This window comes from Pseudomonas sp. 9.3L (assembly GCF_058536285.1).
This window is the reverse complement of record NZ_JBZUBK010000001.1, coordinates 2,112,305-2,138,834: the sequence shown is the minus strand read 5'-3', so window position 1 is coordinate 2,138,834 and position 26,530 is coordinate 2,112,305. Positions and strand designations below refer to the sequence as shown.

23 protein-coding genes are annotated in these 26,530 nt (G+C 62.3%); 16 read left to right on the top strand and 7 right to left on the bottom strand.

What is annotated here, in order from left to right; translation table 11 throughout:
- The first annotated feature begins 168 nt into the window (after positions 1-168).
- The 5 genes from fni to crtB are packed head-to-tail and all read left to right on the top strand — an operon-like array spanning position 169 to position 6,092.
- Complete coding sequence (gene fni / locus AC4LE2_RS09775; RefSeq protein WP_491825564.1) at positions 169-1,212, top strand: type 2 isopentenyl-diphosphate Delta-isomerase; 1,044 nt, start codon at positions 169-171, stop codon at positions 1,210-1,212.
- Positions 1,209-2,492, top strand: a complete 1,284-nt coding sequence (locus AC4LE2_RS09770; RefSeq protein ID WP_491825563.1) for a glycosyltransferase — start codon at positions 1,209-1,211, stop codon at positions 2,490-2,492. Before fni ends, AC4LE2_RS09770 begins: the two co-directional genes overlap by 4 nt.
- Positions 2,489-3,658 carry a lycopene beta-cyclase CrtY gene (gene crtY / locus AC4LE2_RS09765; RefSeq protein WP_491825562.1) on the top strand — a complete coding sequence of 390 codons (1,170 nt, stop codon included), beginning with the start codon at positions 2,489-2,491 and terminating at the stop codon, positions 3,656-3,658. Before AC4LE2_RS09770 ends, crtY begins: the two co-directional genes overlap by 4 nt.
- The gene (locus AC4LE2_RS09760) at positions 3,655-5,145 is read left to right on the top strand and encodes a phytoene desaturase (protein WP_491825561.1); all 1,491 of its coding nucleotides are present in this window, start codon (positions 3,655-3,657) and stop codon (positions 5,143-5,145) included. The genes crtY and AC4LE2_RS09760 overlap by 4 nt, the downstream gene beginning before the upstream one ends.
- A complete protein-coding gene (gene crtB / locus AC4LE2_RS09755; RefSeq protein WP_491825560.1) occupies positions 5,142-6,092 on the top strand; it encodes a 15-cis-phytoene synthase CrtB in 951 nt (316 codons plus the stop codon). Before AC4LE2_RS09760 ends, crtB begins: the two co-directional genes overlap by 4 nt.
- On the opposite strand, the gene AC4LE2_RS09750 is transcribed toward crtB, so the two are convergent.
- From AC4LE2_RS09750 to AC4LE2_RS09730, 5 genes are all read right to left on the bottom strand, one after another.
- The gene (locus tag AC4LE2_RS09750; protein WP_491825559.1) at positions 6,067-6,564 is read right to left on the bottom strand and encodes a sterol desaturase family protein; all 498 of its coding nucleotides are present in this window, start codon (positions 6,562-6,564) and stop codon (positions 6,067-6,069) included. The genes crtB and AC4LE2_RS09750 overlap by 26 nt on opposite strands.
- Positions 6,565-6,663: 99 nt before the next feature.
- Positions 6,664-9,489 carry a sensor domain-containing phosphodiesterase gene (locus AC4LE2_RS09745; protein ID WP_491825558.1) on the bottom strand — a complete coding sequence of 942 codons (2,826 nt, stop codon included), beginning with the start codon at positions 9,487-9,489 and terminating at the stop codon, positions 6,664-6,666.
- Positions 9,490-9,606: 117 nt separating this feature from the next.
- Positions 9,607-10,365: an SDR family oxidoreductase gene (locus tag AC4LE2_RS09740; RefSeq protein ID WP_491825557.1), complete on the bottom strand. Its 759-nt coding sequence runs from the start codon at positions 10,363-10,365 to the stop codon at positions 9,607-9,609.
- 53 nt (positions 10,366-10,418) lie between these two features.
- Positions 10,419-11,159 carry a FadR/GntR family transcriptional regulator gene (locus AC4LE2_RS09735; protein ID WP_491825556.1) on the bottom strand — a complete coding sequence of 247 codons (741 nt, stop codon included), beginning with the start codon at positions 11,157-11,159 and terminating at the stop codon, positions 10,419-10,421.
- 129 nt (positions 11,160-11,288) lie between these two features.
- The gene (locus tag AC4LE2_RS09730) at positions 11,289-13,079 is read right to left on the bottom strand and encodes a thiamine pyrophosphate-requiring protein (RefSeq protein WP_491825555.1); all 1,791 of its coding nucleotides are present in this window, start codon (positions 13,077-13,079) and stop codon (positions 11,289-11,291) included.
- A 131-nt stretch (positions 13,080-13,210) separates the two neighbouring features.
- On the opposite strand from AC4LE2_RS09730, the gene AC4LE2_RS09725 reads away from it, so the two are divergent.
- The 10 genes from AC4LE2_RS09725 (at position 13,211) to gloA (ending at position 25,225) form a co-directional block, all read left to right on the top strand.
- The gene (locus AC4LE2_RS09725; protein ID WP_491828105.1) at positions 13,211-14,167 is read left to right on the top strand and encodes a class I SAM-dependent methyltransferase; all 957 of its coding nucleotides are present in this window, start codon (positions 13,211-13,213) and stop codon (positions 14,165-14,167) included.
- Positions 14,168-14,235: 68 nt separating this feature from the next.
- Complete coding sequence (locus AC4LE2_RS09720; RefSeq protein ID WP_491825554.1) at positions 14,236-16,551, top strand: putative bifunctional diguanylate cyclase/phosphodiesterase; 2,316 nt, start codon at positions 14,236-14,238, stop codon at positions 16,549-16,551.
- 187 nt (positions 16,552-16,738) lie between these two features.
- Positions 16,739-18,025: an ABC transporter substrate-binding protein gene (locus tag AC4LE2_RS09715; protein WP_491828104.1), complete on the top strand. Its 1,287-nt coding sequence runs from the start codon at positions 16,739-16,741 to the stop codon at positions 18,023-18,025.
- Between the two features lie 57 nt (positions 18,026-18,082).
- On the top strand, positions 18,083-19,009 hold the full coding sequence (locus tag AC4LE2_RS09710) for a carbohydrate ABC transporter permease (RefSeq protein WP_491825553.1): 927 nt from the start codon (positions 18,083-18,085) through the stop codon (positions 19,007-19,009).
- Positions 19,010-19,019: 10 nt separating this feature from the next.
- On the top strand, positions 19,020-19,853 hold the full coding sequence (locus AC4LE2_RS09705) for a carbohydrate ABC transporter permease (protein ID WP_491825552.1): 834 nt from the start codon (positions 19,020-19,022) through the stop codon (positions 19,851-19,853).
- Between the two features lie 49 nt (positions 19,854-19,902).
- Positions 19,903-21,006 (top strand): ABC transporter ATP-binding protein, encoded by a 1,104-nt coding sequence (locus AC4LE2_RS09700; RefSeq protein ID WP_491825551.1) that lies wholly within the window; start codon positions 19,903-19,905, stop codon positions 21,004-21,006.
- Positions 21,007-21,035: 29 nt separating this feature from the next.
- Positions 21,036-22,541, top strand: a complete 1,506-nt coding sequence (locus tag AC4LE2_RS09695) for a mannitol dehydrogenase family protein (protein ID WP_491828103.1) — start codon at positions 21,036-21,038, stop codon at positions 22,539-22,541.
- Entirely contained in the window at positions 22,532-24,028 is a 1,497-nt protein-coding gene (gene xylB, locus AC4LE2_RS09690; RefSeq protein ID WP_491825550.1) for a xylulokinase, read from the top strand. The genes AC4LE2_RS09695 and xylB overlap by 10 nt, the downstream gene beginning before the upstream one ends.
- Before the next feature lie 98 nt (positions 24,029-24,126).
- Complete coding sequence (locus AC4LE2_RS09685; protein ID WP_491825549.1) at positions 24,127-24,495, top strand: histone-like nucleoid-structuring protein, MvaT/MvaU family; 369 nt, start codon at positions 24,127-24,129, stop codon at positions 24,493-24,495.
- A gap of 199 nt (positions 24,496-24,694) precedes the next feature.
- Positions 24,695-25,225 (top strand): lactoylglutathione lyase, encoded by a 531-nt coding sequence (gene gloA / locus AC4LE2_RS09680; RefSeq protein ID WP_491825548.1) that lies wholly within the window; start codon positions 24,695-24,697, stop codon positions 25,223-25,225.
- 114 nt (positions 25,226-25,339) lie between these two features.
- On the opposite strand, the gene AC4LE2_RS09675 is transcribed toward gloA, so the two are convergent.
- On the bottom strand, positions 25,340-25,591 hold the full coding sequence (locus AC4LE2_RS09675; protein ID WP_491825547.1) for a metallothionein: 252 nt from the start codon (positions 25,589-25,591) through the stop codon (positions 25,340-25,342).
- Between the two features lie 232 nt (positions 25,592-25,823).
- On the opposite strand from AC4LE2_RS09675, the gene AC4LE2_RS09670 reads away from it, so the two are divergent.
- Positions 25,824-26,030, top strand: coding sequence for a hypothetical protein (locus AC4LE2_RS09670; protein ID WP_491825546.1), 207 nt, complete (start codon positions 25,824-25,826; stop codon positions 26,028-26,030).
- Between the two features lie 74 nt (positions 26,031-26,104).
- On the opposite strand, the gene AC4LE2_RS09665 is transcribed toward AC4LE2_RS09670, so the two are convergent.
- Positions 26,105-26,431 carry an RcnB family protein gene (locus AC4LE2_RS09665; protein ID WP_491825545.1) on the bottom strand — a complete coding sequence of 109 codons (327 nt, stop codon included), beginning with the start codon at positions 26,429-26,431 and terminating at the stop codon, positions 26,105-26,107.
- Positions 26,432-26,530: the final 99 nt, after the last annotated feature.

Below are 26,530 nucleotides of genomic sequence, written 5' to 3'. Positions count from 1 at the left end.
CGCGGCTATACGGCCCAGAATAGTCAAAGGTTCGGCCAGCTTTACGTCTGAGGGAACGCCTTGGCGCTGGCGCTGCCTTACATGCGCACGGGTGCTGTACCAACCTTCTACAACCACATGACCCTGCATAACTGACAGTGGATTTTCTGGAATACTCCCGGAGCCGCAATGAATGATGAAGATCTGGTGAGCCGAAAGAACGACCACCTGCAGATCGTACTGGACCCTCACCGCGCCCAGAGTTCTGGCCGTACAGGTTTTGACCAGTGGCGCTTCGTTCACTGCGCCCTGCCAGAGCTGGATCTTAACGCCATTGACCTGAGTACGGAATTCCTGGGAAAGCGGTTGTCGGCACCTGTGCTTATCAGCTCCATGACCGGTGGCGCACGCTTGGCCCGTGACATCAATCATCACTTGATCGACGCCGCCCAAGCGTTGGGGCTTGCCATGGCGGTTGGGTCTCAGCGCGTGGCGCTGGAGACCGGTGCCGACCGAGGCCTGACCCGTGAGCTGCGCGACCGCGCTCCCGACGTACTGCTGCTGGCAAACTTGGGAGGGGCGCAACTGCGCACCCCGGCTGGCCTGGACCTGGCCAGGCGTGCGGTTGACATGATCAGCGCTGATGGCTTGATCGTGCACCTCAACCCCCTGCAAGAGGCCGTGCAGCCAGGCGGCGATTGCGATTGGCGGGGCGTGGCGGACGCCATTGGCGAGGCCGCGCGGCGGCTGTCGGTTCCGGTCATCGTAAAGGAGGTCGGCAGTGGCTTGAGCGCCGACGTGGCGGTTCGCCTTGCCGCGTCAGGGGTAGCTGCCCTCGATATCGCGGGCCTGGGCGGCACGCACTGGGCGGCTGTCGAGGGGGAACGCGCGACCACGGCGCTGGAACGTGAGGTGGCAATGGCCTTCAGCGCGTGGGGCATTCCCACCACCGAGTCATTGCAGCAGGTGCGCGAGCGGCTGCCGCATTTGCCCCTCATTGCTTCGGGGGGTGTGCGCAACGGTATCGACATGGCCAAGGCCATCGCTCTGGGCGCCAACCTGGTGGGCCAGGCTGCGGCCGTGCTACGCAGCGCCACTACCTCCCCCCACGCGGTGATCGAGCACTTTGAGGCCACCCTGAGGCAGCTGCGCATCGCCTGCTTTTGTACAGGTTCTGCCAATCTGGCACAGCTACGCCGTGCGCCACTTGTAAGGGAGGCCACTGCGCCGTGAGCCATTTCGGGGTCGTTACCCCTCCCCTGTACAGCCATTTTCAAGCCCTGCAAGCGCTGGCAGGGTGCCTGATCGACCGCGGGCACCAGGTCACGTTTTTTCACCAGTGGGAGGCCCTGAGCCTGCTGCACGATAGCCGCATCGGGTTTTGCCCTCTGGGGCAGCACCGTTGCCCTCCGGGCAGCCTGGCACAGCTGGTGCGCCATTCAGCCCGGCCAGGTGGCCTGGGGGTACGCCGGGTGATCCATGACATGGCGGCCACGACTGAGCTGCTGTGTGATGAGCTGCCCGCTGCGCTCATCCGTTTGGGTGTAGAGGCACTGATCTGTGATCAGATGGAAGCCGCCGGTGGTCTGGTGGCCGAGGCGCTGGGCTTGCCCTTTGTGTCCGTGGCCTGCGCACTGCCCATTAACCGCGAACCGGGCGTGCCTTTGCCCGTGATGCCCTTTCAATGGGGCCAAGCGCCGCGCCAGTTGCACATGTACGCCAGCTCCACCCGTATCTACGACGCGATCATGGCGCCCCACGGGCGAGTGGTCGAACGCTGGGCCCGGGCTTTTGGTTTGGCGCCCCGCACCGGGCTGCACGAATGCCTGTCGCCGCAGTTGCAGGTTAGCCAGACGCTGCCTGGGCTTGAGTTTCCACGCGTGGCGTTACCGGCCTGCTTTCACCACGTAGGCCCCTTGCGAGCGCCGGCACTGCCGGCTGCCACCGAGCAACCCTGGCCATTAGCACCAGGGAGGCGGTTTGTCTTTGCGTCCCTGGGCACGTTGCAAGGTCACCGCTTTGGGCTGTTCAAACGGATCGCCAATGCCTGTCGCGCCTTGGATGCACAGCTGCTGGTCGCCCACTGCGGGGGGCTGGACGCGCCTTCAGCGCAACGTTTAAAGGCGGCTGGCGCTACCTGGGTCACCGACTTTGCCCCGCAGGCCCAGGTGCTGCGCCAAGCCGATGCGGTGGTAACCCATGCGGGGCTTAATACCGTGATGGATGCCGTCGCCGCCCGCACACCGCTATTGGCCTTGCCCATCGCCTTCGATCAGCCTGGCGTCGCCGCGCGCGTGCAGCATGCCGGTATTGGCGTGAAGGCCAGTCACCGCAGTTCTCGAGGCGCCCTGGCAACACGGCTGGATACGCTGATGAGCAACCGCGCTTATGCCTCGGCGCTGCAGGCCCTCGACGCCGAGCTTCAATCCGCAGGCGGCGCGCAGCAGGCCGCCACCTTGATAGAGCGCGCCGTGAGTCAGGCGCGACCGCTTCGGGTCAGGTGCGCGTCATGAAAAAGACCTGGGACCTGATCTTGGTCGGCGCAGGGCTGGCCAATGGCATCCTGGCCTGGCGGCTAATGACCGCTCGCCCGGAGCTGTCGGTGCTGGTGGTGGATCAAGCGCCGGTGCTGGGCGCCAACCATACCTGGTCATTCCATGAGAGCGACCTCACCTTGGCGCAGCAACACTGGATGCACCCGCTGATAAGCCACCGCTGGCCAGGGTACGACGTACGCTTCCCGCACCTTCGCCGGTCATTCGCCGGTGCCTATTGCAGCGTTGCGGGCGAACACTTTGCACGCATCCTCACTGCCCGCCTCGGCCGGCAGATGCTGCTGGGTACTCAGGTGCAGCGGCTGACCCCGGACACCGTCCAGCTCGCCAGTGGCGAAACCCTGCACGCGCGCGCCGTGATCGATGGTCGAGGGTTGGCCCCCAGCCCCCACCTACGCTTGGGTTATCAAAATTTCGTGGGCCAGGACGTGCAGCTTGCTCATGCCCATGGCCTTACTCAGCCTATCGTCATGGATGCCCAGGTGGAGCAGCTCGACGGCTACCGCTTCGTGTACGTGTTGCCCTTAGGGCCGGATCGGCTGTTGATCGAAGACACCTATTACAGTGAATCCCCCGAGGTTGAACCGCTGCGTCTGCGCCAGCGCATCGAAGCCTATGCCCATAGCCAGGGGTGGGCAATTGCCCGCACTGTGCGTGAGGAGCAAGGCAGCCTGCCTATCGTATTGGCCGGGCATTTCGAGGCGTTTTTCGCCGAGGGCCAGGCCGTAGCTCGCAGTGGCTTGCGCGCGGGTCTGTTTCACCCGGTCACGGGCTATTCGCTCCCCGAAGCCGTGCGCCTGGCAGACCTCATCAGCGCTACGGCGGTGATCGATGCCGATGCCCTGCAAGCCCTGCTGCACCGCTACCGGCAAACCCTGTGGCGGCGTCAGCGGTTTTTCCGCCTGCTTAACCGTATGCTGTTCCAGGCAGCCCAACCCGACCAGCGCTGGCGGGTGCTTGAACGCTTCCACCGCTTGCCCGCAGGCCTGATCCAACGCTTCTATGCCGGCGTCCCAACCCTAGCGGACAAAGCACGCTTGCTCACCGGCAAGCCCCCGGTGGCGGTCATGCCTGCGATCAAGGCCATGCTCGATTACGCTCCACCTGCTCAGGAAGAATCATGACAGACGTACCTTTGACGGTGGTCACCGGCGCAGGCTTCGGTGGCCTCGCGCTGGCCATCAGGCTGCAAGCGGCCGGCCGCCCTACCTTGCTGCTTGAAGCCCGCGACAAACCCGGTGGGCGCGCCTACGTGTATGAAGACCAAGGCTTCACCTTCGACGCGGGCCCGACGGTCATCACCGACCCCACCGCCATTGAGGAGCTGTTCAAGATCAGTGGCCGGCGCATGGCGGACTACGTGGAGTTGCTGCCCGTCACGCCCTTTTACCGCTTGTGCTGGGAAGACGGCAGCCGCTTCGACTACGCCAACGACCAGGACGCCCTGGAACGGCAGATTGCTCGCTTCAACCCGGAGGATGTCCAGGGGTACCGGCGTTTTCTGGCGTATTCCAAAGAGGTGTTCAAAGAGGGTTACCTGAAGCTGGGCAGTGTGCCGTTCCTGTCGTTTCGCGACATGCTCCGTGCGGGCCCGAGCCTGGCCAGGCTTCAGGCCTGGCGCAGCGTGTACAGCATGGTGGCCAAGTTCATCAAGGATGAGCGGCTGCGCCAGGCGTTTTCATTCCACGCTTTGCTGGTGGGGGGCAACCCTTTCGCCGCGTCCTCGATCTATACCTTGATCCATGCGCTGGAACGCGAATGGGGGGTGTGGTTCCCGCGGGGTGGCACCGGTGCGCTGGTCAATGCGCTGGTAAAGCTGTTCCAGGATTTAGGCGGGCGCCTTGAGCTCAATGCTCAGGTCACGGCCATCGATACCCAACAAGGGCGGGTCAGCGGCGTGCGCCTGGCAGACGGCCGAACCTTCGCCGCCCAGGCACTGGCCTCTAATGCCGACGTAGTGAACACCTACAAAACCCTGCTCGCCGGCCACCCTCGTGGCGTGCGCCAGGGCAAGGTACTGGAGGGCAAGCGGGCCAGTAACTCACTGTTCGTCCTGTACTTTGGCCTGGATCACATCCAGCAAGGTATTGCGCACCACACCGTGTGCTTCGGCGCCCGTTACCAGGCGCTGATCCAGGACATCTTCCACGGCAAACAGCTGGCGGACGATTTCTCGCTGTACCTGCATGCGCCTTGCGTCACCGACCCTTCTCTGGCCCCCCCTGGCTGCGGCGCCCATTACGTATTGGCCCCCGTGCCGCATCTGGGTAACGCGCCACTCGATTGGGAAGAAGAAGGCCCGTGCCTGCGGGAACGGATATTCGATTACCTGGAGGAGCGCTACATGCCTGGGCTGCGCGAGCACCTGGTCACCAGCCGGATGTTCACCCCGGCAGATTTTCGCGATCAACTGGGTGCGCACCTGGGCTCGGCGTTCTCGTTGGAGCCACTGCTACGGCAAAGTGCGTGGTTCCGCCCCCACAACCGTGACGCGCAGATCCCCAACCTGTACCTGGTGGGCGCTGGCACCCACCCTGGCGCAGGCGTGCCCGGCGTGATTGGCTCAGCCAAGGCCACGGCCCGGCTAATGCTAGAGGATCAGGTGCCATGAACCAGCCCTTGCTTGACCACGCTGCCGCCACCATGCGCAACGGTTCCAAGAGTTTTGCCGCCGCCGCCCGGCTGTTTGACCCGGCAACCCGGCGCAGCGCCTTGATGCTGTACACCTGGTGCCGTCACTGCGATGACGTGATTGACGGCCAGGTGCTAGGCCACGACGGCCGCCCACCCCCTGCTGATGAGGCACTTCAGCGGCTACAGCAGCTGCGCGGCACCACGGCTGCGGCGTACCGGGGCGAGCCTATGACAGATCCTGCCTTCGCAGCCTTCCAGGAGGTTGCTCAGGCCCATCACATTGAGCAACGCCATGCCTTCGCGCACCTGGACGGCTTTGCCATGGACGTTAGCGGCCGAACCTTTGACACACTGGATGACACGCTGGAGTACTGCTACCACGTCGCCGGTGTAGTGGGGCTGATGATGGCCAAGGTCATGGGGGTAACGGACGAGCCTACCCTTCAACGCGCCTGTGACCTGGGGTTGGCGTTCCAGCTCACTAATATTGCGCGGGATATCGTTGAAGATGCGCAGGTTGGCCGCTGTTACCTACCTCAAGCCTGGCTCAACGAGCATGGGCTACGCACTGAACAGCTGGCGCTGCCTCAGCACCGCGCCACCTTGGCCGTATTGGCAGAGCGGCTGGTGTTGGCGGCCGAGCCTTACTATGCCTCAGCGGTGGCAGGGGTTGGCCGGCTACCGCCCCGCAGTGCCTGGGCGGTGGCCACGGCGTTAAAGGTGTACCGGGCCATCGGCCTGAAGGTGAGGGCGGCAGGGCCGGCGGCGTGGGATCGCCGGCAAGGCACGAGCAAGGCGGAAAAACTCGCCCTGCTGGCCCAAGGTTTGGGCATGGCCACCCGGGCGCGTCATGGCGATCATCCTGCACGGCCCAGTGGGCTATGGGCCAAGCCAGCTGCTACTCAGCCCGCAGAGGCTCATTAGCGTTCGCTGCCTCCTGCTGCTGGGCAGCCTTGAGCTGCGCTTTAAGTGTGGCGACCGGCGGGGCATAAAGGAAACCAAAAGACACGCACCCGGCCTTGCCGCCTACGGCATGGTGAAGCCGGTGCGCCTGGTAGAGCCGCTTGGCATACCCACGCCGTGGCAGGTACTTGAAGGGCCAGCGGCGGTGCACCAGGCCGTCGTGGGCAATGAAATACAACGCCCCGTAGGCCGTCATGCCGGCCCCTATCCACTGCAAGGGGTACATCCCCGCCGTACCAACGGCTATCAGCCCGATGGCCAGGCCTGCGAAGACCACCGCGTACAAGTCATTGAGCTCAAACCAGCCCGTGCGCGGCTCGTGGTGAGAGCGATGCCAGGCCCAGCCCCAACCGTGCATCACGTATTTGTGAGCGAACACAGAGAACACTTCCATGCCCACCACGGTAATGGCAACGATCAACGCTTCCAACATGCCTTGCCCTCCTCAATTGCCCTTTGGCACTGCGACAGCCAGCGGGTTCCCATAGGGTTCCCATAGGGTTCCCGTAGGGTCCCCGTGGGCCTGCTGCCGTTACAACCAAGTGCCCTGCAACGCCTCGATGGCCAGGGGCCGGGCGAAGTGGTAGCCCTGGGCCTGGCCGGTGCCCATTTCCCGCAACAGGTCCAGGGAGGCGGCATCTTCCACGCCTTCGGCCACCACGGACAGGCCAAGGGACTCCGCCATCCGCACAATGGCCCTGACGATGGCCCGGCTACGTGAGCTGGTGGTGAGCTCAAGGATAAAGGACTTGTCGATTTTGAGGCCTGTGAACCGAAACTGATGCACGTAGCTGAGCGACGAAAACCCTGCGCCGAAATCGTCCAGCACGACGGACATCCCCTGGTCTGCCAGCTTTTGCATGCTTTGCCGGGCCAGTTCCGGTTCGGCCACCAGTGCGCCTTCGGTCAGCTCCAGGCAGATGCGATGCGGGCTTACCCCAAAGCCTGACAGTAACTCAAGCACCTCATCGGCAAATTCAGGGCGGGTGATGCTGTAGCTAGAGCAGTTTACGTGCACCGTCGGCCAGTGGCTGTTTTCCGGCCGAGCCAACAGGGTAGCGACGCAGCGCATCATATAGAGGTCCAGGCGGCCAATCAGGCGCAGGCCCTCCAAGGCCGGCAGAAACGCCCCAGGGGCCAACACCTTGCCATCGGCCTGCCGCCAGCGGATGAGCGCTTCGAGCGCCACCAGGCGGCCGCTCTCGACATCGATGATGGGCTGAAAGTACGGCACCAGCTCTTCATTGCCTTTCATGGCGTTGCGCAACGCGCCTTCGCGTTCGAGCTGGTCGGAAAACTCCCTGCGCAGCTCCTGGTTGAACACCGCAAAGCTGTCACGGCCGCCGTTCTTCACCCGATACATGGCGGTGTCCGCATCGCGCAGCAGGTCGGCAGGCTCTTGGTGGAATTGTTCATCGGCGCTGACGATACCGATGCTGCAGGAGGAAAACACCGCCTGCCCATCGATATGAAACGGCAGGTCGAAGGCCAACAAAATACGCTCGGCGATACCCACGGCCACGTCCACCGGGGCGTCAGGCGCCAGTACAGCGAACTCATCCCCCCCTAGCCGGGCCAAGAGGTCGCTTTCGCGCAAGCAGCTGCGCAGCCGAGCGGCGGCCTCCATCAGCAACAGGTCGCCAAAATGGTGCCCGCGGCTGTCGTTGATCAACTTGAAACGGTCCAGGTCCAGGAACATCACGACCAATTGCCGCCCTTGGCCACAAAACGCTTGCCAGGCTTGCTCCAGCTGCAATTGCAAGTGGCTGCGGTTGGGCAACCCGGTAAGGGCATCATGGGCGTTTTCGTGTTGCAGCTTGGCGTTGGCCAAATCCAGCTCACGGGTACGGTCTTGCACCCGTGCTTCGAGTTTGAGGTTCGCCGCATGCACCGCCTCGGCCGCGCTGCGCCGTGCCAGGGCGGTGTCGATGTGGCGAGACACGAACGTGAGCAGTTCCTGGTCGCGCAAGGTGTAGCGTATTTGCGGGATGTAACTCTGCACTACCAGCACGCCGCGCACCTGATCGTCGTCGAACAGCGGGATGCCCAGCCAGGACTGGGACCGCACCAGTTCTTTGGTCGTATAGATTTCCCCCATGTCCATCAACCGAGACGCGTCGTCGAAATCGATCAGGCACGGCCTACGCTGGCGAATTACATACTCGGTGAGCCCCCGGCGATGCTGCCTAGGCTGTGGTGGAGCATTCGCCACTTCGTCGATGTAGTACGGGAAGGTCACTTCATCCTGAGCAGGATCGAACAAAGCGATGTAAAAGTTACGGGCATAGAGCAACTCCCCGACAATGGCGTGCAGCCTGGAAAACAGCTCGGCCATGTCGCCCTGCTGGCTGGAAAGCTCAGCGATCTGGAACAGCGCATTCTGAAGGTGTTCGGCCCGTTCGCGCTCGGTCACCTGCTGGCGCAGCGCATCGTTGAGTTGAGAGAGTTCACGGGTGCGCTCGGCGACCATGCGCTCAAGGTGCGCGCGGTGCAGGATGCGGTCCAGTGCCATGGCTACGTGCCGGGCCACTACCAAAAACAACGCCCGGTCTTGCTCGCTATACACCCTGTCGACGTCATACACCTGCATGGCGATCATGCCGAACACGTGATCCGAGGCGTTCTTGAGGGGTGCGCCCATCCAGAATTCAGGCTGGTGCCCCACGCAGTAAAAGCGCCCTTCCCGACCAGCCTTGGCAATGCCCAGCGCATCGATCAGCATCGGCTGGCCGGTGGTGAGTACATACCCGGTCAAGGACAGGCATTCGCGGTCCAGGTACTCGTTGGCATCCGCTTCCACCGCCTGGTCATCGGTGGTGTCCACGTAATACGGATAGGTGATTTGCCCGGTGCGCTGATCGTACAGCGCCAGGTAAAAGTTCTCGGCGTCTATCAAGTCGGCCAATTGACGGTGCACGCCCACCATGAACGTAGCGCGGTCATGCACGGTGCTGGCCAGGTTGGTGATGTCGTACAGCACGCGCTGGGTGTGCTGTGCGCGAATCAGCGCATCGCTTTGAAGACGCAACCCCAGGCGCATGGCCAGGTCGCCGAAGTGGGGGTTGTGGGCCTCGGCTTGACGTGCCACCAGCCACCCCAAGACACTTTCGCCACGCCCTGTAACCCAGCGGTACAGGCCTTCATGCTGGCAATAGTGAGCAAGCGCCTGCTCGCTGAGCGCACGCGGCCAGGCTCTGTGTTCATCGCCGCAGCCCGTCAGTTGCAGTTGCTCACCCGCGCGATAAAACGCCCAGGTCTTGTCGCCGGCCACCGCCCTGGCATCGGCCAGCAAGCGAGCAAGGCTGGGCAACGTCGAATCCTGAGAACTCATGCATGCTCCACGCGTTAGCGACACCATCCATCATCCCTGCCGAATCGGGTATGGCGTGAGGCCACCACCGCCGCGATTGAATCATACAACTACGCACGCTATCGCCGCCAGACAACTGGTGAATCTGTCGCAGGCGCAACAGCCCTAGCCGCGCCCAACGAAGGGCATTTTGGTGGCCATCACGGTCATGTTCAGCACATTGGTGGTCAGCGGCAAGCCGGCCATGTATAACACGGCCGCCGCCACCTCCTGCACATCACACATGGGCTCCACGGCGTTAGTGCCATTGGCTTGCAGTACACCCTGAGTCATGCGGTGGGAAAGCTCGGTCAAGGCATTGCCGATATCGATCTGCCCACAGGCAATGGAAAACGGCCGGCCGTCCAGGGCAAAGCTTTTGGTCAACCCCAGTACCGCGTGCTTGCTGGCCGTATAGGGCGCGCTGAAGGGCCGAGGCGCGTGGGCGGAAATAGACCCATTGTTGATAATCCTTCCGCCTTGAGGCTGCTGCTTGCGCATCAAGGCAAAGGCGGCCCGGCTGCACAGGTACACCCCTGTCACATTGGTGTCGATCACCTTCAGCCACGCCTGTACAGGCAGCTCGTCAGCAGGCACGGCCGGGGCGCCAATGCCTGCGTTATTGAACAGCAGGTCGAGCCGGCCAAAACGCTGTTCAACGGTAGCAAACAGTGCACTGACACTGTCCGGGTCGGTGACATCGGTAGGGATCGCCAAGGCCTGCTCGCCCCGCGCCTGGGCCGCGAGCTGAAGGGCAAGCAACGGCTCGGGCCTGCGGCCCGCCAGCACCACGGTGTACCCCGCCGCCAGCAGCGCGCTCGCCACGGCCTGCCCAATCCCACTGCCCGCGCCTGTTACCAACGCCACCTTAGGCCCATCACTCATTGGTGTATCGCTCCGCTGTGAACCCTGGATAGGTACCTTGCAACCCACGCCCGTTAGCCCGGCTGCTGCTGATGGGACCTGATGACCCGTGCCTTGCTGTTGGCCAGGTGAACGCGCATGGCGGCGCGCGCGGCGTCGTAATCCTGCCGCGCGATCGCGTTATAGATATGCTCATGCTCGCCGACCAGCCGCTCGTGGGCCTGCTGGCGGTCGAGCCGGGCAATGGAAACGCTATTGAGCCTAGCGCGTGGAAACATACTCGTGCCGAAGTGAGTGACGATTTCTACAAAGTAGCGGTTATTGGTCGCGTTGGCGATTTGCAGGTGGAACTGAAAATCCGAGACCAGCGAACTGCCCGTGTCGCTGGCGCGGGAGAACCGATCAAGGGCGTCGGCCATAGCATCGAGCTGCACCAGGGTACGGCGGCGGGCAGCGATGCCGGCCGCCTCCACTTCAAAGCTCATGCGCACATCGATGATCGCGACCACGTCTTGCAGCGTGACAATGGTCGAAGGGTCCAGGCGCGGCCCGGCGCTGGCGTTAGCATTGAGCACGAACGTACCAATGCCACGGCGCGTTTCCACCAGCCCTGCCACCTGCAACCTGGACAGCGCCTCGCGCACCACGGAGCGGCTCACGCCGCCGGTTTCCATCAACTCCACTTCGCTAGGGAGTTTATCGCCCGGCTTGAGCACGCCCTCGCCGATACGCTGGGAAAACGCGTCCACCAGCACCTGGGCAAGGTTACGGGGGCGACGCAGCAGGCGAGATGAAACAGGAGGGTCAGTGGCCAAGGGGGTTATCTGTGCCGGTGAAAGGAGAGCGCATGATATAGGAAGTCATCGCCAATAGGCGCGTGCCTGCGCGAGGCACCTCCACCCACCTCAGGCCCTTGCCAGGGCCCGAGGCCTCTACACGGCGAGTCAGTGCTTGCCTGGCAACACGGCACCGAGCACCTGCTTGGCGGCCTGCGCAAGAATGCCCGCCTCGTTAGGGTCACCCTTGAGCAAGGCCGAGGTGAACTTTTTCACCTGCTCCAGCGTGAAGTGAGGCGGCAAGGGCGGCACATCGGGGTCGGTCTTGAATTCAATCACCACCGGCCGGTCACTGGCCAGGGCCTGCTCCCAGGCCGCGGCTACCTGGTCATCGCTGTCCACGAAGATTCCGGTCAGGCCAATGGACTCGGCGAAGCGGTAGTACGGCACGTCAGGGATGTTCTGCGACGCTTCGAACTTAGGGTCGCCTTGCATCACCCGCTGCTCCCACGTGACCTGGTTCAGGTCTTCATTGTTGAACACCGCGCAGATCCACCGGGCATCCCCCCATTGCCGCCAGTACTTGGCCACGGTGATCAATTCCGCCATGTTGTTCATCTGCATGGCGCCGTCGCCGACCAGCGCAATCACCGGCCGTTGCGGGAACGCAAACTTGGCGGCAATGGCGTAGGGCACTGCCGCGCCCATGGAGGCAAGCCCGCCCGATAATGAGCACTGCATGCCTCGTCGAATTTTCAGGTCACGGGCGAACCAGTTGGCACAGGAACCTGAGTCGCTGGTGATGATGGCCTCGTCCGGCAGGCGTGGCGAAAGTTCGTACACCACCCGTTGCGGGTTAATGGGGTTGGCCGTAGCCAGTGCACGTTTTTTCAAGGTGCTTTCCCAGCCCTCGCGCCACCCCACCACCCGCTTGCGCCATGCGCTGCGGTCTTTTTCCAGTAGCAGCGGCAACAGCGCCGCGAGGGTTTCGGCGGCATCGCCGGTGAGGTTGACCTCCATGGGGTAACGCAGGCTGAGCATGTCCGGCGCCAGGTCGATCTGCACGCCACGGGCATGGCCCTCTTTGGGCAAAAATTCTGAATAAGGGAAGCCGGAGCCCACCATCAAGAGGGTGTCGCACTCCTGCATCAGCGTGTAGCTGGGCTCTGTACCGAGCAGCCCAATGGAGCCGGTGACCCAGGGCAAGTCGTCGGGCAGCACGGCTTTGCCCAGCAACGCTTTGGCCACCCCTGCCCCCAACAGTTCAGCTACCTGAATCACTTCTTCCGTCGCGCTCAGAGCACCGGCGCCGACCAAAATGGCAATGCGTTCGCCGCTGTTGAGCACGTCGGCCGCGCGCTGCAGATCATGCGCGTAAGGCACTACCTTCGGGCGGCTGAAGCCAACGCCCGAGTGCACGGTGCCGTGGGCGCGAGCAGGCTCGCTGTAGGCTTCTTCCTGAAGGTCGTTAGGCAGTATCAGGGCCGTTACACGGCGTTCGCCAATGGCCGTGCGCACGGCGCGGTCGACCAGGTGCCTGACTTGCGACGGCGCGCTGGCCTGCTGCACAAAGGCGCCGGCCACGTCCTTGAACATCGACACCAGGTCCAGCTCCTGCTGGTAATGGCCGCCCAAGGCCGTACGCGCTTGCTGGCCGGCAATGGCCAGCACGGGCATGTGGTCCAGGCGGGCGTCATAGAGGCCTGTGAGCAGATGACTGGCACCGGGCCCGGAGGTGGAAATACACACCCCTAGTTCGCCGGTGAATTTGGCATGGGCACAAGCCATGAACGCGGCCATTTCTTCATGCCGGGCCTGGACGAATTCAATCTTGCCGTCGGCCCGCGCCATGGCCCCGAACACCCCATTGATGCCGTCGCCAGGGTAGCCGAATATGCGCCGCACGCCCCACTGGTATAGGCGTTCGATCAAAAAATCACCAACGGTCATGCCAGCCATGAAGCGTTTCCTTTGCGGGTCAGTATCCGTTCTAGACCGCCGGGCCAACGGCCCGGGTTCCATTTTTTTCCACGCCATTGGGCATTTGGCTACACTCTGCGCCCCCTTATCGACGAGTAACCCTCTTGACCATGGATGCAACCGCCCTGGCCCGCCTTCATCAGTGCTTCACCCAGCTTCTGGCCGCGCCGCCCAGCGAAGCCCGCCGTGTATTGCACGGGCGGGGGCGGCTGTGGCCAGGGCTGGAACAACTGACGGTGGACTGGCTGGAGGGGCTGATTCAGGTCACCCTGTTCAAACCCCTCGAACCGGCGGCTTATGACGCCATGATGGCTCAGTTGAAGGCATGGCCCGCCAGCCCTCTGTGGGCCAGCGCCCAGGTAGAAGGCCTGTTCGTTCAACAGCGTTACCTTGAAGGCAGCCCGGCAGTGTGGGTAGCCGGCGAACCCGGCAGCGTGCCTCGGCGCATTCACGAGGATGGCCTGGCCTACCTGATCGAGCCCGGCCGGGCGCAGAACAGCGGGTTTTTTCTGGACATGCGCGAGGGTCGTCGCTGGGTACGGTCCCAGGCCGCTGGCAAACGGGTGCTGAACCTGTTCGCCTACACCTGCAGCTTTTCGGTGGCCGCCCTGGCCGGGGGCGCCAGCGCGGTGGTCAACCTGGACATGGCCAGTGCCGCCTTGGCCAGGGGGCGGGACAACCACCGGGCCAATGGGCAGGACGTAAGCCAGGTGAAATTCCTGCCCCATGACCTCTTCAAGTCCTGGGCGAAAGTACGCCGTGAAGGGCCGTACGACCTGGTCATTCTGGACCCGCCTTCGTTTCAACGGGGCAGTTTTATCCTCAGCCGGGATTACCCCAAGGCACTGCGCAAGCTCGAAGGCTTACTGAATCCAGGAGCCCAAGTGCTGGCCTGCCTGAATGACCCTGCCCTGCCCGAAGCGTTTCTGCGCGACGCCATGGCCCGGGAAGCGCCAGGCCTGCGTTGGGTGAACCGCGTGCCCAACCCTGCGGAGTTTGCCGACATCGATCCGGAGGCGGGGTTAAAGGTGCTGGTGTTTCAGGCAATACCCATAGGCCTTCAATAATCAGCCGGAGCGGCCGATAAAGGGTTCACGCGTTATTTGAATACTCTTTACAGGCCCCTCTACACAGCATGACGAACCCTCCCACTACACGGTCGCCCCTCTACCGTCTTGCCCAACGGGGGCTATGGTTGCTGCCCCTGGGCATCCTGGTGATCGCGGTGGTGGTCGCGCTGTGCATCGGGCAGCTCGACGTGCGTAACGCCAAGCGAGAGCTGCGCGCCGACGTACGCGTTCGCCTGAGCGGTGTCAGTGCCCAGGCGCAAACCCAGCTGGGCTCGGCCTTCAGCGAGGCCGAAGGGCTGGCGCACCTGATCAGTGTCGAAGGCACTATCAGCAGCGCCCGGTTTGCCGGCATGGTCCGGCAAGTGATCGACGCCGTGCCCTACATCGACCATGTGGTACTGGCGCCCGATGACGTAATCGCTGACGTGTACCCCCGAGCTGCCAACGAACGCCTGCTGGGGCAAAGCTTCCGCGCCGCCGCGCCTGATCGCTTCCAGCCTGTGTTTAGCCAGGCGCGGCTCAATGCGCTTGCCGGGCCCTTTTCGCTGGCACAAGGCAGCCCGGCCCTGGTGTACCGCCGCGCGGTGTTCGTGACCCACCCACCCCAGGCCCCTCGTTACTGGGGCAGCCTGCTGATCGTGGCAAAGGTTGAAGGGTTGTTGAAGGCGGCCAATATCACCTCACAGCCCGGCCTTGATATTGCGCTGCGGGTGGCCGACGACCAAGGGGCCGATGCGCAGATGATCTGGGGCGAGCCTTCACTATTCAGTGACCATGCAGTAGTGAGTGAATTTCAAGTACCCGGCGGCCATTGGCAGTTGGCAGCGCGACCCCAGGGCGGCTGGCCGGCGGTGAACCTGATTGACTCACGCATGCTGGCGCTGTCGCTGATCGGCGGCGCCTTGCTGGCACTCTACTGCGCGCAGTTGACTCGCGGCCATGTGCTGCTGACACGGCGCAACGAGGACCTCAATCGCGAAATCAGCGAACGCCAGCAAGCCCAGGCACAACTGGCTCGTATGGCGTTGTTCGACGGCGTGACCAACCTGCCCAACCGGGTGCTGTTCCGGCAACGCCTGGACCAGGCCATCGAAGCCGGTGGCCAAGGCCAGGGCCAGGGTTTCGCGGTGCTGCTGCTGGACATCGATGGGTTCAAGGTCATCAACGACACGCTAGGCCATCCCCTGGGCGACTTGTTGCTGCAACAAGCGACCCAGCAGTTGGCCCAGCAGATCAGCCCTCACGACACCCTGGCGCGGTTAGGTGGCGATGAGTTCGGGTTCATCCTTGACCACTTGGGCGACCCCGCCCAGGCGATTCCGGTGGTAGAGCGGCTGGTCAAGGCCATGCAGCAACCCTTCAACCTTGACGGCAACGCGGCGCTGGTATCGGCCAGCGTGGGGGTCGCCTTGTACCCCCTCGACGGGCAAACCGCCGCAGACCTGTTGCGCCACGCGGACACGGCCATGTATAGCGCCAAGGGTGCCGGGCGCAATGGCTATCATTTTTACCAGCCTGCCATGACGTCGGTGATTCACGAACGGGTGGTCATGGAGCATGCCCTACGCCGGGCCCTGGCCTATGACGAATTTGAAGTGTGGTACCAACCCAAGGTGTGTCTGCTCACCGGCGCCGTTGCGGGGGCCGAGGCGTTGTTACGCTGGCGTGACCCAGTACAGGGCCTGGTGCTGCCCGATGCCTTTATTCCCGTGGCCGAGCGTTCGGGGCTGATCATTCCTATCGGGCAGTGGGTGCTGGGCGAAGTGTGCAGGCAACAAGCCGCGTGGCGCGCAGCAGGCCAGTTTGTAGGGTGCGTGGCCATCAACGTGGCTGCACCTCAAATTGACCGCAGTGACTTTTTTGCAAGCGTGGTCACCGCGCTCGCCACGCACTGGTTGCCACCCTCTGCCCTGGAAGTGGAAGTGACCGAAAGCCTGCTGATGGAAAGCCAGGAGCGGGCCTGTGACGTCTTGGCGCGGCTACAGGCGCACGGGGTACGGACCGCCATTGATGACTTTGGCACCGGCCACTCTTCACTGGCCTACCTCAAGCTGCTGCCGGTCAACCACCTGAAGATAGACCGGGCGTTTATTTGCGACCTACCCACGGATGCGACCTACGGCGCAATCACTCAGGCCATCGTGACCCTGGGCGACGCCTTACGTTTTTGCGTAACGGCTGAAGGGGTGGAAACCGAAAGCCAATGTGAGTTTTTACGTACCGTGGGGTGTGCCTATGGCCAAGGCTACCTGTTCGGCAAGCCCATGCCTGCCGCCGCCTTCCAGGCCTGGATAGCAGAGCGCCCTGCTCCACTAAGCGACGCACTGACGGCCGCCGCGCATATGGCGCCCCGGCAAAGCGACGGGGTCGCTCAAGCTTGATGGAGCCCTGACTGCAAAAAAGTATCAGTCAGGGTGCGTGCAGGGCGTTGTTTGATTGCATCATCAAGCGTGTAATCCCTGCCAGGCACACGCCCCGCTTCCTCGCGGCTAAAAAAAAACAATAACCAGGCTCAGGCACCTGCCCGGGCCAAAGGAGAGCATGATGCGCACGTCGGCACCCGCCTTGATGGCGACCTTGGGTCTTGTGATGGCAGGTCACGCCCTGGCCGCAGACACCGAACTGACCATTGCCACTGTGAACAACAGTGACATGATCCGCATGCAGAAGCTGTCGAAAACCTTCGAAGAACAACACCAGGACATTCACCTCAAGTGGGTGGTACTGGAAGAAAACGTGTTGCGTCAGCGCCTGACCACTGACATCGCAACCCAGGGCGGGCAATTCGACGTGCTCACCATCGGCATGTACGAAGCCTCACTGTGGGGCAGCAAGCAATGGCTGGCCCCCATGGATAACCTGCCGGCCAGCTATAACCTTGATGACGTGTTCCCTTCGGTACGCGAAGGCTTGTCCGTCGGCGGCAAACTCTACGCACTGCCCTTCTACGCTGAAAGCTCGATCACCTACTACCGCACCGACCTGTTCAAGGCCGCCGGGCTGACCATGCCTGAGAAGCCCACTTGGACCCAGATCGGCGAGTTCGCCAGCAAGCTTACCGACAAGAGCAAGGATCAGTACGGCCTGTGCCTACGGGGCAAGCCGGGCTGGGGCGAAAACATGGCGCTGATCACCACCCTGGCCAATGGCTACGGTGGCACTTGGTTCGATAACGACTGGAAGCCGCAATTTGCCACCGACGCATGGAAAAAAGCCCTGACGTTCTATGTGGACAACATGAAGGCGTCCGGCCCGCCTGGCGCGTCCAGCAACGGCTTCAACGAAAACCTCGCCCTGTTCAACAGTGGCAAGTGCGCCATCTGGGTAGACGCAAGCGTCGCAGGCTCCTTTGTGACCGACAAAGCTCAGAGCAAGGTGGCCGACAGCGTGGGCTTTACCTTCGCCCCCCATGAAACCACCGAGAAAGGCGCGTCCTGGCTGTACTCATGGGCCTTGGCCATTCCTAGCAGCTCCAAAAAGCAAGACGCTGCCCGCACCTTCGCTACCTGGGCTACGTCTGAGGACTACGCCAAGCTGGTTGCCAAGGAGGACGGCGTGACCAACGTGCCGCCTGGCACCCGTGCCTCTACCTACAACGACGCTTACATGAAGGCTGCGCCCTTTGCCAAGGTCACCCTCGAATCGTTGAAAATGGCGGACCCGAAAGTGTCGCAAGGCAAGCCTTACGTGGGCATCCAGTTGGTAACCATTCCTGAATTCCAGGCCATGGGCACCTCCGTCGGGCAAACCTTCTCTGCTGCGCTCACAGGCAAGACCACGGTCGAGCAAGCCCTGGCCACCGCCCAGCAGAGCACCGAGCGTGACATGAAGCGCGCGGGCTATCCGAAGAAGTAAGCCCGTTTACCGCAGGGGCCACCCCGGCCCCTTCTGGTTTCTTCAAGGTAGGCAACCATGACCTCATCGACCCTCAAGGGCCACGTGGGCGACACGCCCGCGCCGCGCAAGCGCCTGTTCCGCAACCCTGGCTGGTTCCTGGTCAGCCCATCGGTCACCCTGCTGCTGCTGTGGATGATCGTGCCGCTGGCCATGACCCTGTACTTTTCGCTCATCCGCTACAACCTGCTATACCCCGGCGAAAACGCGTTCGTAGGCCTGGAAAACTTCTCCTACTTCCTCACCGACAGTGGCTTCCTGCCGGGGGCCTGGAACACCGTCGTGCTGGTGGCCAGCGTGCTGGCGATCAGCGTAGTCGGCGGGGTGCTCATCGCCGCCTTGCTCGAAGCCAGTGAGTTCTTTGGCCGGGGTATCGTCCGGGTATTGCTGATCTCGCCGTTCTTCATCATGCCCACCGTGGGCGCCCTGGTGTTCAAGAACCTGATCTTCCACCCCGTGTCGGGCATCCTGGCGGCGCTATGGAAAGCCTTCGGCGCGCAACCGGTGGACTGGCTGGCGCAGTACCCGTTGCTGTCGATCATCATCATCGTTGCCTGGCAATGGCTGCCCTTCGCCATTCTGATTCTGATGACGGCGATGCAGTCGCTGGACCAGGAACAGAAAGAGGCCGCACGCCTTGACGGCGCAGGCCCCGTGGCTATTTTCTGGCACCTGACCCTGCCGCACCTGGCGCGGCCTGTGGCCGTGGTGGTGATGATCGAGACGATCTTCCTGCTGTCGGTGTTCGCCGAGATCTTCACCACCACCAATGGCGGCCCTGGCTTTGCGTCCACCAACCTTGCGTACCTGATTTATAACCAGGCGCTGGTGCAGTTTGACGTGGGCATGGCCTCGGCGGGTGGGTTGATCGCCGTGGCCATCGCCAACATCGCTGCCATCGTGCTGGTACGCATGATCGGCAAGAACCTGACCGACAAGGGCTGAGGGCTGGACCATGATGACGCTCAAGACTTCACGTCGCCTGCAAAGCGCGGCCCTCGGCACGCTGTCGTGGGCCGTGGCCCTAGTGATTTTCTTTCCGATCTTTTGGATGGTGCTCACCAGCTTTAAAACCGAACTCGATGCGTTCGCAACGCCGCCGCAGTTCATCTTTACCCCTACCCTGGAGAACTACCTGCATATCCAGGAGCGTAGTGATTACTTCCACTTCGCCTGGAACTCGGTGCTGATTTCATTCAGCGCTACCCTGCTGTGCATGCTGATCGCGGTTCCGGCCGCGTACTCGATGGCCTTCTACGAGACCAAACGCACCAAACGCACCTTGCTGTGGATGCTGTCCACCAAGATGCTGCCGCCGGTTGGGGTACTGATGCCTATCTACCTGCTGGCCAAGAGTGCAGGCCTGCTGGACTCACGGTTGGGGCTGATCATCATCTACACGTTGATCAACCTGCCTATTGTGGTGTGGATGGTCTACACGTACTTCAAGGACATCCCGCGCGACATCCTCGAAGCCGCGCGGCTCGATGGCGCTACCCTGGCCCAGGAGATGATCCGGGTGCTGTTGCCCATCAGCAAAGGCGGCTTGGCGTCTACCCTGTTGCTGTCGCTGATCCTGTGCTGGAACGAGGCGTTCTGGTCACTCAACCTGACCAGCTCCCAGGCGGCGCCGCTGACCGCGCTGATTGCGTCCTACTCCAGCCCCGAAGGCCTGTTCTGGGCAAAACTGTCGGCTGTCTCCACCCTGGCGTGCGCACCCATTCTGATCTTCGGCTGGATCAGCCAGAAGCAGTTGGTTCGCGGCCTCTCGTTTGGTGCGGTGAAATGACCCGCCCTGAATCGCTGGCGCGGCCAGCCTCGCTTATAAGGACTCACACATGGCTACGTTAAACGTTCGCAACCTGACAAAAGGCTTTGAAGACTTACAGATCATCAAAGGCATCGACCTTGAGGTGCGCGACCGGGAGTTTGTGGTGTTCGTGGGGCCGTCGGGGTGTGGCAAGTCTACCTTGCTGCGGCTGATCGCCGGGCTCGAAGACGTGAGCGGCGGCCAGATCGAGCTGGACGGCCTTGACATCACCGAGGTCACCCCGGCCAAGCGCGACCTGGCCATGGTGTTCCAGACCTACGCGCTGTACCCGCACATGACCGTACGCAAGAACCTGTCCTTTGCCCTTGACCTGGCCGGGCGCGACAAACAGGAGATCGCCAACAAGGTGAACGAGGCGGCGCGCATCCTGGAGCTGGAGCCGCTGCTGGAGCGCAAGCCTAAGCAACTGTCCGGCGGGCAGCGCCAACGCGTGGCTATCGGCCGCGCCATCGTGCGCAACCCCAAGATTTTCTTGTTCGACGAACCCCTATCCAACCTGGACGCCGCCCTGCGGGTACAAATGCGCCTGGAGCTTTCCAGGCTGCACAAGGAACTGCAAGCCACGATGATTTATGTGACCCACGACCAGGTGGAGGCCATGACCCTGGCCGACAAGGTGGTGGTGCTCAATGCCGGGCGGGTGGAACAGGTCGGCTCTCCCCTGGAGCTGTACCATCACCCCGCCAACCTGTTCGTGGCGGGCTTTTTGGGCACGCCGAAAATGGGCTTTCTCAAGGGTCGCGTGGTGCAGGTGCAGGGCGCTGGCTGCGAGGTGCAGCTCGACGCGGGTGCGCGCCTGGCCTTGCCACGCATAAGCGCCACCCTGGCCGAGGGCGACCTGGTGACAGTGGGTATCCGGCCCGAGCACCTGGAGCTGGCCAAGCCTGGCGACTGCGAGCTGACCGTGACCGCCGACGTCAGCGAGCGCCTGGGCAGTGACACCTATTGCCACGTGCGTACCGATTCAGACGAACCTCTCACCCTGCGCCTGCGCGGCGACCTGGCCAGCCAGTATGGGCAGCGCCTCAGCCTGCACCTGGATGCTCAACACTGCCACCTGTTTGACGCCAAAGGGCTTGCCGTGCCAAACCCTCTGCGCGCCGCAGCCTGACTTTCGGAGCCCTTATGAGCCAACCTCCCATGAAGCTCGACCTCAACAGCCTGGATAACCTGCCCGATACCGTGAAACGCCCCCGCTATCAGCTAGAGACGGTAACCGAAGGCATCATTCACATCGGCGTGGGCGGGTTTCACCGCGCCCACCAGGCCTATTACACCGATGCCCTGATGAACCAGGGTAAAGCCCTGGACTGGGGCATCTGTGGCGCCGGGGTGCGCGCTGAAGACCGTAAGGCGCACGATGACCTGGCTGGCCAGGGCCACCTCTACACGCTGTTTGAATTAGGCGATAACCCCGACACCGAAGTGCGTGTGATCGGCGCCCTTCGCCACATGGTGCTGGCCGAGGACGGCCCCGAGGCCCTGATTGCCCGCATGGCCCAGCCTGAGATCCGTATCGTGTCGCTGACCATCACCGAGGGCGGGTACTGCATTGACGACAGCACGGGCGAGTTCATGGCGCACCTGCCGTTGATCCAGCACGACCTGGCGCACCCCCAGGCACCCAAGACCATGTTTGGCTTCGTCTGCGCAGCCTTGCAGCGACGCCGGGCAGCGGGCACTAAGCCGTTCACGCTGATGTCCTGCGATAACCTTCCGCACAACGGCCAGGTGGCACGCAAGGCGCTGCTGGCCTTCGCGACCCTGGCCGGCGATGCCTATGGCGAGGGCTTGGCGGGCTGGATCGCCGACAACGTCACCTTCCCCAATGCCATGGTGGACCGTATTACCCCCATGACCAGCGCCGCTCACCGTCAGCAGTTGCTGGAACGCCACGGCATCGAAGACGCCTGGCCGGTAGTGTGTGAGCCCTTCGTGCAGTGGGTACTGGAAGACAACTTCTGCGACGGCCGCCCCGCCTGGGAAGACGTTGGCGTGCAATTCACCGACGACGTTACCCCTTATGAGGAGATGAAGCTCAAGCTGCTCAATGGCAGCCATCTGGCGCTGACCTATCTGGGGTTTTTGAAGGGCTACAGGTTCGTCCACGAAACCATGAACGACCCACTGTTCACCCAGTACATCCGCGACTACATGGACCTGGATGTCACCCCACAGTTGGCGCCAGTGCCGGGCATTGACCTGACTGATTATAAAGACACCCTGATTGCCCGTTTCTCGAACCAGGCCATCGCTGACCAGTTGGAGCGTGTGTGCTCGGACGGCTCGTCGAAATTCCCCAAGTTCACCGTGCCGACGCTTAATGAGCTGATCAAGCGCGGTGGCGACCTGCGTCGTGCGGCGTTGGTGGTCGCGGCCTGGGCGCTTTACCTGCGCGGGCGCGATGAAAAGGGCCAGCAGTACAGCATTCCCGACCCCCGCGCAGCCTTCTGCCAGGATCTGGTGGCTGCGGATGAGGGGCTGGCGCAACGGTTGTTGGGCACTGAGGAGATCTTTGGCAGCCAGGTACCTGCTTGCGCAGCGTTCGTCGAAGCGTTCGAGCATCAATTGAGGCAATTGCGTGCCCACGGCGTGGACGGCGCGCTCAAGGCGCTGAATGCAGACAGGAACGCGCCATGTTCCTAGGCATCGATTGTGGCACTCAGGGCACAAAGGCCTTGGTACTGGATACCCGCAGCGGCCAGGTCATCGGCCGGGGCACTGCGGAACACACCATGATCAGCGGCCCTAATGGCCGCCGCGAACAAGATCCGGCCGAGTGGGTTCAGGCGCTGACACACGCCTGCCAGGCCGCACTGGCCGCGGCGGGCATCGCCGGCCAGGTTATCGAAGGCATTGGTGTGTCAGGGCAGCAACACGGGTTAGTGCTGCTGGACGCCGAAGGCCAGGTGCTTCGCCCGGCCAAGCTGTGGTGCGACACTGAAAGCACCGAGCAGAATGAACGCCTGCTGGCGCTGCTGGGTGGCACCGAGGGCTCACTGGCACGCCTGGGCGTGGCCATTGCACCTGGCTACACCCTGTCCAAACTGCTGTGGACCCAGGACTGCTTTCCAGCGGTGTTCGAGCGTATCCACAGCATCCTGCTGCCCCATGACTACCTGAACTTCTGGCTGACCGGGCAGCGCTGCACCGAGTACGGTGACGCATCGGGAACAGGTTACTTCAACGTGCGGCAACGCCGGTGGGATACCCCTCTGCTGGACAGTATCGACCCTACCGGCCGCCTGAGCCGGGCCCTGCCCACCCTGGTGCGCGCCGACCAACCCGTGGGCACGCTGCTGCCAGAGGCGGCGGCAGCGCTTGGGCTCAACCCTGGCGTGCTGGTTGCCAGCGGTGGCGGCGACAACATGATGGGGGCCATCGGTACCGGCAACATCCACCCTGGCCTGTTCACCATGAGCCTGGGGTCGTCGGGCACTGTGTACGGCTATACCCCAACGCCGGTGGTGTGCAGTGAACCTGCAGTGGCGACCTTCTGTTCGTCATCAGGGGGCTGGTTGCCGCTAATTTGCACCATGAACCTGACGAACGTCACCAGTACCGTGCGCGAACTGCTCGCAGTGGACCTGACCACCTTCAACCAGCATGTAACACAGGCGCCGATCGGGGCAGGCGGGCTGTTGATGCTACCCTTCCTCAATGGCGAACGGGTACCCGCCCTGCCCCACGCCACCGGCACGCTGCTGGGCCTGACGGCCACTAACTTGACCCCTGCCAACCTTAGCCGAGCCGCCGTGGAAGGCACTACGTTCGGGCTGCGCTACGGGCTGGACCTGCTGCGCGCAGCCGGCATGCACAGCGCGGACATTCGCCTGGTGGGGGGAGGCTCCAAAAGCCCGGTGTGGCGGCAACTCGTGGCCGATGTGATGGCAACACCGGTAGTTTGCACCAACGAGCCTGAGGCGGCGGCGCTTGGCGCGGCCATCCAGGCCGCCTGGTGCGCCGCCCCAGGCGCTGCCAGCCTTGAAGCGTTGTGCGCCCGCTGTGTTCACGTGGACGCCTCCACCCGGTGCGAGCCTATTGCCACGCATGTGGAGGCGTACCAGGTAGTGTATGAGCGCTATCGCCAACATATCCGTGAGTTGGAGCATGCCCACGCCGCCCTACAATAACTAAGCCTGCAACTTAAACACTTCCTGAGATTATTTACTTAACCTTGAGCAAGTACTATGCTCCGGCTACATGAATCATTAGGCCGGAGCCACTGCCCATGTCCAGACTCGCTGAATTTCGCGCCGCAGAAAAAGCCCTGCAAGAACAGCTTGCTCAATTAGAAGTCATGAAAAACGATTCAGGCCTCAAACGCGAAATCGAATTCGAGCAAAAACTGCTCGATATGATGAAGCACTACGACAAGGGGCTGAGGGATATCATCGCGCTGCTCGACCCGTCCAAACCAAGCGTACCGCGCGCGGCTGCTTCCACCTCGCCTAAAACCCGCCGCGCCCGTGTGGTCAAAGTGTACGAAAACCCGGAAACCGGCGAGTTGATCGAAACCAAGGGCGGCAATCACCGCGGCTTGCGTGCCTGGAAAGACCAATACGGCGCAGACACCGTCGAAGGTTGGGTTCGTCGCTGAACGGCACATGGCTTCACGCTTTTTTCACAGGCATGCGCGCAGGATGAAGACCGCTAAAGGAATAGCGCCCCATATGCCCGCTTCGGCGGGCTTCTTCTTTTCTGCTATTGGCATTACCCTCCTCGCGCCTTGCCCCCCTCGCTTCAACACCTTTCGTTACACACTCATCTCCCTTCGTAAGTAAGTATCAGGAGTCCTTATGACCCTCAAAGAACCGAATACCGTGCCGGGTGTCACCGCTCAACCGGATATAGCCACTCAAGGTTTTGTGTTCAACCACACCATGCTGCGTGTAAAAGACATCGACCGCTCGCTGGATTTCTATACGCGAGTACTCGGTTTTAGCCTGGTTGAAAAGCGCGACTTCCCCGAAGCGGAGTTCAGCCTTTATTTTCTGGCGTTAGTAGACCGCGAGACTATTCCGCTGGATGCGACAGAGCGTAACCGCTGGATGAAGTCCATCCCAGGCGTACTTGAGTTAACGCATAACCACGGTTCCCAACAGAACACCAGCGTGCCTTACCATAATGGCAACAGCGACCCGCGCGGCTTTGGCCACATCTGTGTCTCGGTGCCTGATGTAGTCGCTGCTTGCGAACGTTTTGAAGCGCTGGGCGTGAACTTCCAGAAGCGCCTGAGCGATGGGCGCATGAAAAGCCTGGCGTTTATCAAAGACCCGGATGACTACTGGGTAGAGATCATTCAGCCCACACCGCTTGCCAGCGAATAATCACTTGGCGTGTGGCCGCTAATAGCGCCCGGCCATGCCGACTCTAGGCGCTATGCCGTTGCCAGGGTCGAAGGGCCGGGGTCATGGCGTGCGTGTGAAGAGCAAGAGGTTGCCTCAAGGCGAGATAGGGTCGCTGGCGTCCATGGTTTCTTCCACGGCGTGGTCCACCTTGTCATTGTCTTGCGCAGGCTCTCGGGTTTTAACGCCCTTGCTGCCGCAATGGCAGCCGTCCATCACGCAAGGCTGGCTGTCGAGGTGGTCAACGGAACACGGTACGCAGCAGTACCACTTCCCTTCTACTTCAACCCCTTTCCCATGAGACTGGCCGCATTCGCAGCCGCTGCAATTACAGGTGTTTTCAGCCATGACAACCTCCAGACAATAAAGGGCCGGGCAGGTAAACCGTGCCGGGTACTAGATGTATGAAGGTTCGGAGGCTGGGAAGTTTCGCTGATAACCACGTAGGCAACCTGTAGCGGGCGCTGGGCGAAGTACATGCATGACTCAAGAGCGCTGTGAGTCAGCGGCGAACGCAACGGCGGCCAGGAACAGGTGCCCCTGATTGGAGTCGGACAGAAAAGCCTTGGAGAACGCCCTAATGAGCGCTACTGCAAAAAAAGACAATCCGCGCCTGTGGGAGCAGATAAAAAAAGAAATGACCGAGGGTGATAAAGGCGGAGAACCGGGCCAGTGGTCTGCCCGCAAGGCGCAGTTGGCAACCCTGGAATATCAACGTCGTGGTGGTGGCTACGTAGGCCACAAGACCGCCGACAACCATCTCACGCAGTGGACCGATGAACACTGACCGAGAAGGTGTAACGAGATAGAGATGAACCGCTAACAGGGTGGGCACCACACGCTCACCCTGCCGAGCGCAGATTACTTCTTGCGGGCCATAGGACCGAGTTCTTTAATCACCGAGTTCTCGCGGTTGATCATCACGTACCTGCCACTGATCTCGACCCACTGGGCGTCGTCATCAGGTGCTTTCAGGCCTTTAGCTTTCCAGTCCTTGATGGCGAGTTTTTCGGAGGTGTACTGATCAGGCGCTTTGTCACCATGGGAATAGCACTTTTTATGACCAAGGAAGTTGTCCCACACTTGATCGGGCTTGCAGTCGCTTTTCTTCTCGTCAGTAGCTTGGGCCATGAACGGCGCCAGGCACAGGAAGCCCGCCAACATTACCGCGGATGTTTTGTTGCGCATCGTACACCTCATCTCACGCGGGCGACCGGCCCGCACTCCGAGTGGCCTGTCTGTGCATCACAGGCCTCTGTGCTTAAGAAAGCCAACCGGACTGAAAAG

Excerpts from the sequence above, each read along its gene's own strand:
- AC4LE2_RS09750 (WP_491825559.1), bottom strand. The coding sequence starts at position 6,564 with ATGTTGGAAGCGTTGATCGTTGCCATTACCGTGGTGGGCATGGAAGTG.
- AC4LE2_RS09740 (WP_491825557.1), bottom strand. The coding sequence starts at position 10,365 with ATGAGTGATGGGCCTAAGGTGGCGTTGGTAACAGGCGCGGGCAGTGGG.
- AC4LE2_RS09760 (WP_491825561.1), top strand. The coding sequence starts at position 3,655 with ATGACAGACGTACCTTTGACGGTGGTCACCGGCGCAGGCTTCGGTGGC.
- AC4LE2_RS09745 (WP_491825558.1), bottom strand. The coding sequence starts at position 9,489 with ATGGTGTCGCTAACGCGTGGAGCATGCATGAGTTCTCAGGATTCGACG.
- AC4LE2_RS09670 (WP_491825546.1), top strand. The coding sequence starts at position 25,824 with ATGAGCGCTACTGCAAAAAAAGACAATCCGCGCCTGTGGGAGCAGATA.
- AC4LE2_RS09720 (WP_491825554.1), top strand. The coding sequence starts at position 14,236 with ATGACGAACCCTCCCACTACACGGTCGCCCCTCTACCGTCTTGCCCAA.
- AC4LE2_RS09685 (WP_491825549.1), top strand. The coding sequence starts at position 24,127 with ATGTCCAGACTCGCTGAATTTCGCGCCGCAGAAAAAGCCCTGCAAGAA.
- AC4LE2_RS09710 (WP_491825553.1), top strand. The coding sequence starts at position 18,083 with ATGACCTCATCGACCCTCAAGGGCCACGTGGGCGACACGCCCGCGCCG.
- AC4LE2_RS09675 (WP_491825547.1), bottom strand. The coding sequence starts at position 25,591 with ATGGCTGAAAACACCTGTAATTGCAGCGGCTGCGAATGCGGCCAGTCT.
- crtB (WP_491825560.1), top strand. The coding sequence starts at position 5,142 with ATGAACCAGCCCTTGCTTGACCACGCTGCCGCCACCATGCGCAACGGT.
- AC4LE2_RS09715 (WP_491828104.1), top strand. The coding sequence starts at position 16,739 with ATGGCGACCTTGGGTCTTGTGATGGCAGGTCACGCCCTGGCCGCAGAC.
- fni (WP_491825564.1), top strand. The coding sequence starts at position 169 with ATGAATGATGAAGATCTGGTGAGCCGAAAGAACGACCACCTGCAGATC.
- AC4LE2_RS09700 (WP_491825551.1), top strand. The coding sequence starts at position 19,903 with ATGGCTACGTTAAACGTTCGCAACCTGACAAAAGGCTTTGAAGACTTA.
- AC4LE2_RS09705 (WP_491825552.1), top strand. The coding sequence starts at position 19,020 with ATGATGACGCTCAAGACTTCACGTCGCCTGCAAAGCGCGGCCCTCGGC.
- AC4LE2_RS09695 (WP_491828103.1), top strand. The coding sequence starts at position 21,036 with ATGAAGCTCGACCTCAACAGCCTGGATAACCTGCCCGATACCGTGAAA.
- gloA (WP_491825548.1), top strand. The coding sequence starts at position 24,695 with ATGACCCTCAAAGAACCGAATACCGTGCCGGGTGTCACCGCTCAACCG.
- AC4LE2_RS09665 (WP_491825545.1), bottom strand. The coding sequence starts at position 26,431 with ATGCGCAACAAAACATCCGCGGTAATGTTGGCGGGCTTCCTGTGCCTG.
- crtY (WP_491825562.1), top strand. The coding sequence starts at position 2,489 with ATGAAAAAGACCTGGGACCTGATCTTGGTCGGCGCAGGGCTGGCCAAT.
- AC4LE2_RS09725 (WP_491828105.1), top strand. The coding sequence starts at position 13,211 with ATGGATGCAACCGCCCTGGCCCGCCTTCATCAGTGCTTCACCCAGCTT.
- AC4LE2_RS09730 (WP_491825555.1), bottom strand. The coding sequence starts at position 13,079 with ATGGCTGGCATGACCGTTGGTGATTTTTTGATCGAACGCCTATACCAG.
- xylB (WP_491825550.1), top strand. The coding sequence starts at position 22,532 with ATGTTCCTAGGCATCGATTGTGGCACTCAGGGCACAAAGGCCTTGGTA.